This window comes from Chryseotalea sp. WA131a, from assembly GCA_025370075.1.
Taxonomy (GTDB): Bacteria; Bacteroidota; Bacteroidia; order Cytophagales; family Cyclobacteriaceae; genus ELB16-189.
Genome location: CP073016.1, coordinates 191888 through 204303 on the forward strand (window position 1 = coordinate 191888; position 12416 = coordinate 204303).

The 12416-nt window shown below is 39.5% G+C and carries 13 protein-coding genes; all 13 read left to right on the forward strand.

Annotation, left to right across the window (positions count from 1 at the left end; genetic code table 11):
- Nucleotides 1-53 precede the first annotated feature (53 nt).
- The 13 genes from KA713_00870 (at nucleotide 54) to KA713_00930 (ending at nucleotide 11996) form a co-directional block, all read left to right on the forward strand.
- Nucleotides 54-470, forward strand: coding sequence for a hypothetical protein (locus KA713_00870; protein ID UXE67188.1), 417 nt, complete (start codon nucleotides 54-56; stop codon nucleotides 468-470).
- A gap of 201 nt (nucleotides 471-671) precedes the next feature.
- Nucleotides 672-1028: a type II toxin-antitoxin system RelE/ParE family toxin gene (locus KA713_00875; GenBank protein UXE67189.1), complete on the forward strand. Its 357-nt coding sequence runs from the start codon at nucleotides 672-674 to the stop codon at nucleotides 1026-1028.
- Nucleotides 997-1296, forward strand: a complete 300-nt coding sequence (locus KA713_00880; protein UXE67190.1) for a helix-turn-helix transcriptional regulator — start codon at nucleotides 997-999, stop codon at nucleotides 1294-1296. Before KA713_00875 ends, KA713_00880 begins: the two co-directional genes overlap by 32 nt.
- Before the next feature lie 207 nt (nucleotides 1297-1503).
- Nucleotides 1504-1911: a hypothetical protein gene (locus KA713_00885; GenBank protein UXE67191.1), complete on the forward strand. Its 408-nt coding sequence runs from the start codon at nucleotides 1504-1506 to the stop codon at nucleotides 1909-1911.
- An 860-nt stretch (nucleotides 1912-2771) separates the two neighbouring features.
- On the forward strand, nucleotides 2772-3170 hold the full coding sequence (locus KA713_00890; GenBank protein ID UXE67192.1) for a hypothetical protein: 399 nt from the start codon (nucleotides 2772-2774) through the stop codon (nucleotides 3168-3170).
- Nucleotides 3171-3425: 255 nt separating this feature from the next.
- A complete protein-coding gene (locus KA713_00895; GenBank protein UXE67193.1) occupies nucleotides 3426-3887 on the forward strand; it encodes a hypothetical protein in 462 nt (153 codons plus the stop codon).
- A gap of 289 nt (nucleotides 3888-4176) precedes the next feature.
- Nucleotides 4177-5304 (forward strand): FAD-dependent monooxygenase, encoded by a 1128-nt coding sequence (locus KA713_00900; GenBank protein ID UXE67194.1) that lies wholly within the window; start codon nucleotides 4177-4179, stop codon nucleotides 5302-5304.
- Nucleotides 5305-5546: 242 nt separating this feature from the next.
- The gene (locus tag KA713_00905; protein ID UXE67195.1) at nucleotides 5547-7088 is read left to right on the forward strand and encodes an alpha/beta hydrolase; all 1542 of its coding nucleotides are present in this window, start codon (nucleotides 5547-5549) and stop codon (nucleotides 7086-7088) included.
- Between the two features lie 241 nt (nucleotides 7089-7329).
- A complete protein-coding gene (locus KA713_00910) occupies nucleotides 7330-8115 on the forward strand; it encodes a type I restriction enzyme HsdR N-terminal domain-containing protein (protein ID UXE67196.1) in 786 nt (261 codons plus the stop codon).
- A gap of 163 nt (nucleotides 8116-8278) precedes the next feature.
- Entirely contained in the window at nucleotides 8279-8866 is a 588-nt protein-coding gene (locus tag KA713_00915) for a hypothetical protein (protein ID UXE67197.1), read from the forward strand.
- 315 nt (nucleotides 8867-9181) lie between these two features.
- Nucleotides 9182-9538, forward strand: a complete 357-nt coding sequence (locus tag KA713_00920) for a hypothetical protein (GenBank protein UXE67198.1) — start codon at nucleotides 9182-9184, stop codon at nucleotides 9536-9538.
- Between the two features lie 180 nt (nucleotides 9539-9718).
- On the forward strand, nucleotides 9719-10240 hold the full coding sequence (locus tag KA713_00925) for a hypothetical protein (GenBank protein ID UXE67199.1): 522 nt from the start codon (nucleotides 9719-9721) through the stop codon (nucleotides 10238-10240).
- 1243 nt (nucleotides 10241-11483) lie between these two features.
- A complete protein-coding gene (locus KA713_00930) occupies nucleotides 11484-11996 on the forward strand; it encodes a hypothetical protein (protein UXE67200.1) in 513 nt (170 codons plus the stop codon).
- The last annotated feature ends 420 nt before the right edge of the window (nucleotides 11997-12416 follow it).

Sequence of the window (12416 nt, forward strand, 5' to 3'; positions counted from 1 at the left end):
TCGAACGCAAATACTCATGTTGTGGGCAAGCTAGCGTGCAACTTCAACAACTAATGACTGACGAACAAATAAACGAACTCGCAGACGCCTTGGACTCTGGATTAAGGTGTTTTGTTCACAAGGAGAAAAAAGCAATTGTGACGACTCCTGATACAATAAACAATCCCGACAGCGATTCAGAATGGTGGGACGAGGCAAATGAAGAAATCGAAAACAATTTTGACAGTTATGTAGAAATCGAAAAAATGGATAGCCATGAATCATTTCGACTACTGGAAAAATTTATAAACACGATCGACAACTTACCACTTCGTGACAGACTTGAAGAGGCATTGAGACGACCAAAACCATTTGCAAACTTCAAATTGACCATTGATAATTCTGGACTCTACCGACAAAAATGGTTTGACTTTAAAAACGTTCAATTGATTGAATGGGTAAAGGGACAATTAATAGTAAATGACCTGTGAATAGCCTGCCCACAACAAAAGCTTATTGCAAGCGGGCGGGACTGTGGGTCATTGAAGTGTGTGGTTCTTTATTTATCTTTATCTCGTTGGACAGGGCGCAGGTTTTAATTGCCCGCCAGCAATAAGCTAAACGTTGGCAGTAATGCCGTTCGACAGAAAAAAAGAGTTGTCCATTTGGACTACTTTTCTTATCTTTGACCCGTGAACAAAAAACGTGACCTCCTTTTCTACAAGACCTACTTTCAGGACTTCTATGACGACCAGACGACCAAAGTTCAAAAGAAAATCCTTTGGACTCTGAGAGTAATTGAAGACCTAGACAGGATTCCAGAAATATATTTCAAGCACTTGGAGAGCACAGACGGACTTTATGAAATTCGAGTTCAAAGCGGTAGTGACATTTTTAGAATTTTCTGTTTTTTTGACAACAATAATTTGGTTGTAATCGGACATGGTTTTCAAAAGAAAACTCAAAAGACACCTGACAGAGAAATTGAGAGGGCAGAAAAAATTAAACGAGAGTATTATGAAGAAAAAAAACGTAACAACCCTAAGTGAGTTTATTGACAAAAAAGTTGGTAAGAAAGGGACAAAGAAAAGAGATGAATTTGAATCTGATTATGAAGCATTCAGACTTGGAGTCCTCATTCAACAAGCGAGACAAGAAAAAGGATTGACTCAAGAGCAAGTTGCAGAATTGTCGGGGACAAACAAGTCGTACATTTCAAAACTAGAGAAAGATTTAAAAGATGTTCGATTTTCGACACTTCAGAGAATTATAACTGAAGGACTAGGCGGACACCTTGAAATTTCGATTAAGTTTTAGTTGCACTACTGCCAACAAAAGCTTGTGGCAAGCGGGCGGGACTGTGCGTCATTGAGTTTTGTAGTTCTTTACTTATCTTTATCACGGTGGAAAAGGAGAAGGTTTTTATTTGCCCGCCTTCCACAAACCAAACGTTGTGGGGCATGGCCAAGCGACTAGACAGCTTACAACCAAGTGAGCGTTTTTAGTGTCTAACGATATAAAAGCATGAAGACGTTTCCTCTATTTGGACTGTTAATTTTGGTTTGTAGTTGTGAGTACAACGACATTTCAGAAATTGATGTCAACAAAGAGATTGATGGCGTTTGGACATTGGAGCAAATATATTCCAATGAGTATTGGGGAGGGCCATTTTCGTGGAGAGCACCTTATTTTAACAAACAGGTTAAATTTACCTCTGACTTAAAATATTTTTCGAAAAAGGAAGGAGATTTTGAATTAATTGGCACATATCAAAAACTTTCAGACACTGTAATATTAGTAACATGGGACAAACCACCAACATCTAATCTTACATTCAAATTGAACTATAGCATTGGAACGACTGGACGCCTTACCATTCAGACAGGATTAACGGGTGGGACAATTCTTGAGAAATACAAGAGAACGAAATAAAAAGAGTGCAGGCCACGACCCCACAACAAAATGTTTCTTCAATGGTGCGGTGAGGTGTAATCCAAAGTTTATATCTTCGTTCAACGCTTTGTGTCGGGGACAGGACGCGGCTTCGGAAGCGCACCACTGAAGAAACACAAACGTTGGGCTATATTGCGAGTGCGAATTTCAGAGATCGCCTTTTACAAAGTTCTGTTTTCCCTATTTATTTACAAAGTCGCTGAAGGCACGTTGGAAGAAAGACGTTAGGATTTCTTTTCAAGTCTTTGCGGTGAGACCGTGAAAGTTCGCACTTTCAAACGGGTGACCCCGCTTTCAAAGACTTGGGGACGAAGTTAATCGTTTGGTTTGACAGTATCCAGATGTCAAACGATTACAAACGTTTAATTACGGCTAACGTGCCGAAGTGTGCCGTGTTAAAAGGGGGTAAATAACAGGGAAATGAACTTCGGCAGTCCAAGTAACGTGCGCATAATTTTCTTTTATACGCAATGACTTGGCCATAAAAGGCGAACTCGAAATTGCAACACCGCCCAACATAGGGTTGCCGAAAGTGGGGCTAAGTGCGTTAGGAAAACGTTCCTCTTTCTATTAATTTTATCTTATGGGGAAAGAGCGAAGTTTTTAATCCCACCTTCGGCAACCCTCATCGTTATGCACAATACCGTGGACGTCCCTTGATATTGACAGTGTTACTATTCAACTATTCTTGCCGACAATGCATCATCTGAAGGTCACCTAAACCTTGGAGAATGAGATTGACGTTTCTTGTATTACTTGCGACATTGCTTTTTAGCACTTGCCCTCTTTCACAGCGGACGGATAAAAAGGTAAAGAGAACTGAGCAGAGAAGTTTTTTAATGCTGCAGAAAAAGAATAAGAACAAGAACGTATTTTATGAGAAAGGCGATGTTATTTCTTTTCAAGTAAAGGGACGGAGATTAAAAATTACTGGACAAATTATTGATTTCAAAGACAGTGTTATCGTATTTCAAGGCTACGAGGTTAAAGTTTCTGAAATCAAATGCCTTTACATTGACGAAAAGACAAAATGGTGGTTAAGATATAAAATTGCTCAACTATCATTTATAACTGGGACGGGTTATCTAGCGTTGGACATCATCAATACGGGAAAATTAAACCGGAACACAATGGCGATGAGCGGATCTATAATTGGCGTTGGACTTCTTGCAAAATTGTTGATAAGCAATAAGATAAAGATCAGGGGACGGACTAAACTACGAGTATTGATTTTGTGACGAAGAATAGTTTAGGGATTGGTACTGTGCATAACAAAAGCTTATTGCAAGCGGGCGGGACAGTGCGTGATTGAAGTTTGTCGTTCTTTATTTATCTTTATCTCGTTGGACAGGGCGCAGGTTTTAATTGCCCGCCAGCAATAAGCTAAACGTTGGCAACAATTGGGTTAGCTCCGTAGACAGTGACGAGTAAACCGATAAAGTGGCCGACTGAAAACAAAATGAATTCGACCTTTCCTAAATATCTACTGATAGATGACAAAAATATTGCTAATCGGACTTCTACTGACAATTTTTTCTTGTGTAACAAAACAAGACACGTGGAGAAATAAACCATTTGATTCCTTAGACGATGTTGAAAAAGAGATTCTGTCTTTGGACTCAGTGTATGGCGATTACATAAAGTGGGTTGGGACAAATTCTGACTCGGTGACTTGGGCGTTGTACTTTGACAAATCAAGTAAATTTGCAATAAAATCTTTTTATAGTGACAAGACTAGGTTTTTTACGAAAGTTCCTGGAAACATAAACGTTTCTGGACAATGGACAGAATTGCCTGACAAGTTTCACTTGAGATTTTACTATTCTTATGACGGCTTCTTCGACTCTTTGATGAATGACATGATTCTTAAGACAATTGACAATGAAACAATTGAACTCGACAAAAAAGCATCGACAATCTGGATTATGAATACAGAGTGCAAGCGGATAGAGTAAAGCGAAAATCTTGTAAATATCGTGTTGAGTTTCGTTGACCGTGGACTACTCGCGGACAATAACTTATCGACTGAGAAAAAATGAAGAGTACGTTTAACTACAACGGACGAAACCCAACTGTTGCCAACACTGTGCTTATGCAATAGCGGGGTGACGTGTTGACTTTACGTTTTTGTTTTCATAATTTCGTTCTGCTTGTGGGACAGGGCGCAGTTTCAAAATCCCGCCCGATCGCAAATATTTACGTTGTATGCCATTTTTGGACGACCTTAAAAACAGAAAATAAAATATGAAAATAGGAATTATCGGAGGTGGAATTGGAGGTTTGGCTTTAGCAAACTGTCTTCAACATTTTAGCATACCTTATACTTTGTTTGAAAAATCTTCTCATTTTGGGGAAGTTGGAGCAGGAATTGGCATAAGTGAAAGTGCATATACTATTCTTAAAAAAATCGGCTTAGGAGATGACATAAAAGCAAAAGGATATTTTGTTGAAGATGCTATAATTGTAAATAAAGACTGTGAAACAATTAGAAAACTACCTGTCAAAAATGGTGGCTTTTGTATCCATAGAGCCGAATTGATAAATATTTTGTCATACAAAATCGGCTCTTTAAATGTGAAATTTGATGCAGAATTAGAAAGTTTTATAACTAAAAAAGACAGTGTTGAATTGACTTTCAAAAATGGAACATCAGAAGAATTTGACTATGTTTTTGCTTGTGACGGCATTAATTCTATATTCAGAAAACAGTTGTTTCCCCAAGTAAAGAAACGCTACTCTGGTCAAACTATTTGGCGTGAAATAGCCACTTGCACTTTACCAGTCAATTACCATACAGCCTACCTTGAATTTTGGGGAGAAAATTTACGATTTGCAACAATTCCATTAAATAAAACGCAATACTATTGGTATGCTTGCAAGATTTCAAAAGAAAATTTGCAAGACAATAAAGAAACTTTAAAAACTGACTTGAAAAACCTTTTTGAAAAATTCTGCAAAGAAGTGGCAGAAGTAATTGACAACACGGAATTGATTATAAGAAATGATATGTGGGATTTAAAACCACACAAAGAGAAATGGAATAAAAACAGTGTCATTTTTTTAGGGGATGCAATACACGCAACTACACCGAACCTTGCACAAGGCGGTTGCCAAGCGATAGAAGATGCCTTTACTCTTGCAACGCTAATTAATCGAAAAGGATTTGCTCCTGAAACATTTGAAAAGTATTACAAATTGAGAAATGAGAAAGTAAATTATATTGTCGAACAATCTTGGAATTATGGTAATATTTCTCATCAAAGCAATAAGTTGAAGGAATTTGTAGTTAAGAATGCTTTTAAATATTTGCCGAACAGAATATTTGAAAAACAATATCAGAAACTAATAGACTTAAATTATCTTAATGAGTAAAACGGCATACAACAGCAGTTTGGCAAAATGGCGGTTTTACTGCTAAATTGAGCATTCGGAATTCTAATAAACATTAATGCTAAATTGAAAGTAAGTGCATCTAATCCCGCCACTTCGCCAAGCTGCAAACCGTTGTAGGCAACCCCATTTCGACATTTTTGCCTATCGAAACAAAGGGTACTGTGTAAAGGGACAATGGGGGTAAACCTGAACTTAGTTGTCTTTTAATAAAGCAACCAACAATGAGCAAAATTAACTTTCTTACGGCACTTACGACAATAATATTTATCCATTTTGGAGACGTGACAATGGCTCAGGTCTTTGGGGACAATTTAAATTTGGTCTATGGTAAACATAAAGTTGGTTTTAGAAACTATAAAAAAGACGACAATACCAGATCATACAGACGTATCTACGACTGGGACAACAAAGTTTTAGCCAGACCAATTTCTATCAGTATTTGGTATCCTACCGAAAAGACTTCAACAAAGACTATTTTGAAAGTTAAGAACTACATGACCATCTTAAAGCAAGAAGAGGAATGGGAAAGCTTGCCAGATGAGAGGATACTAAGTTGGTTCTATTACTCAGACAATGAGCATAACAGAGGACAATTAGAATTAGAAACAAAAGCAAATTTTAATACTCGACTAATCACCGGGAAATTTCCTATGGTCATCTATGCTCCAAGCTATCAAGCATCGTCCGTGGAGAACTTTGCTCTCTGTGAATTTCTGGCCAGTCATGGATACATAGTCCTTTCTTGTCCCAGCCGTGGAACAGAAAACAGGTTTCTTGATGGTGGAACAACTAGAGATATTGAGACGCAAGCTAGCGACATAGAGTTTTTAATCGGTGAAGCTTCGACTTTAGTAAATGCTGACTTGGACAAGTTATCCGTGATCGGTTTTAGTTTTGGCGGCATTTCAAATGTGTTAGCACAAATGAAAAATGAGCGAATAAAAGCGTTAGTATGTCTAGATGGTAGTATAAAATATCAATTTGAAAAAATTTTAACATCGAGCTACGCTAATTTATCAAGGGTCAATGTCCCATTCATTTTCATGTCACAAAAGGACATACCATTGCCTGTAATGATTGCGGACAAAATAGATACAACATTGAACAAACGATTCGACTTCTACGACTCATTGAAACACAGTCAAGCATATTACTTAAAATTTAATGACTTGACTCATTCTTATTTTAGTTCGATGGGCGTTCTTTTCCAAGACCGCGGCCCAAGGCAAGATAAAAGCGACAAGGAAATAATTTCCTCTTATGGTTGGATGACTAATTACACATTGCATTTCCTAAATGCATTCCTAAAAAATGACAAGTTATCCAAACAATTTTTGGACAACGATCCAACCTCAAACGGAGTCCCCGGGAATTCAATTACGATTAAATCGAAAATTCCAACAAAAAGAAGTTTGAGTTTTCAAGATTTCAATGTAGCTGCTCAGGAACAAGATTATAAAGATTTAGAAGGGTTAGTCAAAACTCTAAAGCGGAACAATACTGACTTTGAACTTCAAGAATGGAAATTAAACAATCTTGGACTTCAACTTTTATTCAAGGGAAAAGTCCAAGAGGGAGTAAATATTCTAAGTTTAAATACTATTCTCTACCCAAATTCCGCAAACGGCTTTGACAGTCTTGCAGAGGGGTATTTAGTTCAGGGTAACAACGAATTGGCTAAGAAGAATTTTAACCTCTCGCTTAAATTAGATCCTCAAAACCAAAATGCTATTGAGAAGCTTAGGAAATTGGGACAGAAATGACAACGATTATGGTGTTCGAAAAAAGTGCAGGTTAATGGGGCTGCCTACAACAATGTATTTGCGTCAAGCGGGGTTGACGCGTAATCCAACGTTTTCGTATCTTTAATGCGTTCGGTGTCGGGGACACCACGCGGCTTCGGAAGCCCCGCTCGAACGCAAATACTCACGTTGGTGGCAAGCAGCTAAACGAGTTTCGTTTACTATATTAGGAGAAAGATAATGACGACTTAAACAATAACTTATGATTTCGACAAGCAAGACAGAGAAAATGCTATTAGCATTGAAGGACTACAAGAAAAGGTATTTAACCAAAAACCTAACGGACTTGGACGAATCAGGGACGAGGATAATGATAAATACCTTTTTGACTTCGATTCTGGGTTATCAAGAATTGGAAGAAATCAAGACTGAGTACATGATTAAAGGGACTTATGCTGACTATATTGTGCAAATTGGTGGCAAACGACATTTTCTTGTTGAAGTAAAAGCGTATTCCATCGACCTTTCCGACAAACATTTAAGACAAGCAATCAACTACGGTGCAAACGAAGGTATTGACTGGGCGATATTGACTAACGGGAGACAGTTTCAAATGTACAAGGTACTTTTTGAGAAACCCATTGGAGAAAGATTAGTTTTTGAAATTGACTTTACCGCAGACGATTTTAACATTAAGAACGCGCTAGAACAGTTATCATATCTACATCGTGACGCGATAGTTAAAAACAGTCTGGCTGACTTATGGTCAAGATATTCAGCTTTAGAACCGATCAGTATCGCTGGACTATTATTCTCACCGCAAGTAGTTTCCTTTTTGAAAAAAGAACTGAAGGGAAAGTTTGACACAAAGTTTGAAGACGATGAAATAATCGAGTCGTTGACCGAGGTTGTTTGTGGAGCAATCCCAGCTGATAAATTGAAGATACCAAAGTTTAAGCCGACAAAAAAGAAGACCCCAAAAGCTTCAATAGATAAAGCCGCGGACTCGTCATCAACGACAACTGATTCGCCTTCGCAAGAAAGTTAACTGTAAGCTGCCAGCCACCAACAATGTATTTGCGTCAAGCGGGGTTGACGCGTAATCCAACGTTTTCGTATCTTTATTGCGTTCGCTGTCGGGGACAGCACGTGGCTTCGGAAGCCCCGCTCGAACGCAAATACTCACGTTGTGGGTAATGCCGCCAAGACAGATGAGACTTCGAATAACAATTATACTATTGACAGTTCTTGGTTGTACCGACCGACAGAACCAAGAGACAAAAAAACTGAACTTTGAAGAATACAAAGTTGTAGTTCCTGACACTTGGAAAACTTTGGACTTCAGAGCTTTCACCATTCAAGTACCACCGACATGGAAACAAGTTAAGGTAGATGGGATAGATTCGTATGTCGGACTAATTGCGCTTGACAAAGGTGACACTGCATCGTTTGATTTCGGTTGGTATTCAAACTCGCTTGACGATGAATCAATATTCATTAACGGTAGTGACGTCAATTTAGTAGACGAGAAAGGCAATCTAAAATTTTACGGCAAAATCGACACTGTTGACATCGAAAAACTTAAAAAAGATACAAGTAGGTGGACGACTATTGACGGTAAACGAGCTAAGATTGTTCAACCAAAGCAAACTAGAATTGGAGTGACCGGTGTTTATTTCGACAGTCTCTGGACGAAAGGTTCTGGAACTGACCGTTTGCAAATAAACGGGAGAAACTTACAACCTGATAATGAGAGACAATTACTCCAAGCATTCGGGACGTTGAAGTTTAAGGAATAAGGTGAAGTGAAGGCGGCACTACCCACAACAATATATTTGCGCCAGGCGGGGTTGACGTGTAGTCCAAAGTTTTGTTATCTTTATTCCGTTTCGTGCTGGGGACAGGACGCAGTTTCAAATTCCCGCCCGATCGCAAATATTCACGTTGTAGGCCAGTTTTATGAGAGTTGAATCAACGACACGACTGACAAGTAAGTTCGACACTTCGGGACAGTTGGGACGACAACCGCGACTTTAGTCTGTACTGGACTGCTGACGTTCATGATTTGTGTTTGGGCATATGACCTAGAGGACATCGGACTGTTTCAAAGACTGATGATTACATTTTTTCCTTTGTTAGTAATGCCATTACTGTGGAGAGTTGAGATGCCAAAAATAAAAAGAATTGAAATTGATGGAGACGGACTGACACTAATAAATCCTTTTATCGGTACAAGGACAAAATTGCTTTGGGACAATTTGGATGGCTACAAAACAATGACGCATGTGACACGAGGCGGACTAGTAAACGAATTAATAATTGTATCAAACGGGACGGAGATATTTGACATCTCATCCTACTACTACAAAAACTTCAGCGAAATAAGAAGATTAGTTACAAGAAATTTGAGTAACGTTGGACAAAAGGACTTTAAATACTGGGACTATTTCAAAAGGAGTGTGTTCAAATAAAACCGGCCTACAACAATGTATTTGCGTCAAGCGGGGTTGACGCGTAATCCAACGTTTTCGTATCTTTATTCCGTTCGGTGTCGGGGACAGGACGCGGCTTCGGAAGCCCCGCTCGAACGCAAATACTCACGTTGGCTGCCATACTGTGGGACTCGACAAAACGACTAAACAATTTTGACAATGGAAACTATAACTTGGAAAAATTCGGACCTGAAAGGAAACACTTTTGACTTCGAAATTGGTAATCAATTATTGGGGACACTGACTCTATTGAGCCCGTTGAGTTCTAACGCAAGCTTTGACAGTGAGAAGGAACAAATAAGATTTAGTAGAGTTGGTTTTTGGGACAACAAAGTTATCTTGAAAAGGAACAATGAGTTCGTAGGAGAAATTGGTAATAGACTCGTGGGACAGACATTCCTAAAACTTAAAAGTGGTAAGACTTACAAGCTTTCGTCAAACTTAATCGGACGCAACTTAAAATGGATTGACTCGCAAGGAGTTCCCGTTGTAGAGTATTCTTTTGCGACTTTAAAATCAATGAGAAAAGGTTTTATCGTGACGAGCAACGCAATTGACGCAGACGAAAAGGATATTCTTATCAGTAGCGGACTAATCGCAGGTTGGTTTAACGCATATCGTTTGACTATTGGACTACTTTTTGTTGCTCTAATCTTGAACCTAATACCAAGACTAGTTTAAGTACGGCAGCCAACAATATATTTGCGCCAGGCGGGGTTGACGTGTAGTTCAAAGTTTTGTTATCTTTATTGCGCTTCGTGCTGGGGACAAGACGCAGTTCCAAATTCCCGCCCGCTCGCAAATATTCACGTTATGGCCAATTTGCGGGACGAGTGCTACTCCATAATTTCGGTGACGACAAATTAATAGACGGCTGACTTCGACCCGCTGACAAATCCATAAACATTGCGCGGACTTTGCTTCAAACGACTGACGGGAAATTAAAAATTAAAAGCCGCATTTGTTTAAACTTTTTTCCTTGTCGACATTTTTTGCTCGTTAACGACTCGACTCCGAAACATTTACAATCGGTCGACCTGTTCGCACACGACAACTCTTAACGACATTTTCTGGCGGACGACCAAAACTCTTGCGCTGGACGACTGGCTCGCGAGACTTCTCGGTGGACATTTATTTCTTTTGCTCGGTCGACATTAAAACCTAAGCTCGGTTGCAAACTGGCCATAACACAGGCTTGCAGAAAAGCGGGCGGAGTGTGCGTTAGGAAAGTTCAATGCGTTTCATTTATTTTATCACGTGGGAGAAGGCGCAGGTTTTAATTGCCCGCCTTCTGCAAGCCTAACCGTTGTAGTTAACCATCCTCGGACAATTTTGAACTTCGATTAAAAATGCAAATGGAACAGTGTCCAATATGTTATAGTGAACTAGAGGTTCGGGACTGTGCGCCATGTGACGACTGTGGTTGGAAGCCACAGGAAATTGAAGATCTGAACGACAAAATACACACGTACGCGACTTACGACATCTATAAAGGACTACGGCTGACGCTTTGTGATTTTTGCCGCGTGGACTTTGGATCGTACAAATCTGAGTACTTAGGCTTTAAAAACGGGAGACGACTAGACCTTACTGACTTTAACTTTGTAAGCCAAATCGAACATCCTCAGGTGACAATGGACAAGTTTTGCCCTGACTGTTCTGCCAGACTTAGGTTTCTAAATTTCTTATTGCAAATCCGACTTATAAATAAAAGTGAAGACGTAAAAGCTGACTCTTAAAAAGTGTTGCGTAGGGCTGGCTACCTACAACAATATATTTGCGCCAGGCGGGGTTGACGTGTAGTTCAAAGTTTTGTTATCTTTATTCCGTTCGGTGCTGGGGACAGGACGCAGTTTCAAACTTCCCGCCCGATCGCAAATATTTACGTTGGCGGTAATACCTCGACAGAGAAAACATAGGACAAATGAAATTTATTCTTCGACTTAAACACTGGCAATTATTTTTGTTGACGATTGGAGTACCAATCTTGGCTGACATCTTAGGTGTTTCTGGACACGGACAAACTGGGTACGCTGACGTAATAGTAGGAATGATAACTGTTTCGACAGTGTTTAGCTGGATTTGGACAATTCCAAATGGACTCTATAAGCTATTGCCCGTTGGACACAACTTCCGACTTTGGAGATTTAGAGTTGCATTTCTATTGGCGCTGACACTCTTAATTTTTATTTTCTGGTTAACAGAAAATGAAAATTTTTTGAGTGGTGACGACTTTTTAATCTTAGTATTCACCGGAGTTCCAATCTATTTGGGACTAATGGTTTATTCTGTGTTATTCGCAGCTAAGACACTTAAAACAATTGAATTGGGACGACTTGCAAAGATTAACGAATATGCCGTAGAGGCATTTCTAATATGGATGGTTCCACTTGGAGTTTGGTTCATTCAACCAAGACTCAACGAACTGGCAGATTAGTAAACAGTCAGAGATGGTACTACCGCCAACAAAATGTTTGCGCAATGGTGGGGTGACGTGCAAGCTATAAGTGTTATCTTCGTTCAACGTTTGCCCACGCGGACAGTGGCGGCTTCGAAAGCCCACCACTGCGCAAACACAAACGTTATGGCCAATTTGCGGGACGAGTGCTCCTCCAGAATTTTGGTGGCGACAAATTAATAGACGACTGACTTCTGTTCGCTGACAATTCAAAACACTACGCGGACTTTCCTTCAAACGACTGACGGAAAATTTAGAAAATCAAAGACACCTTTTTAAATTTCTTCCTGGGGACATTTTTGCACGTTGACGAACCGTCTCGGAATCATTTGCAATCGGGCGACCTGTTTGCGCGCGACAACTCTTAACGACTCTTTCTGGCGGACGACCAAAACTCTT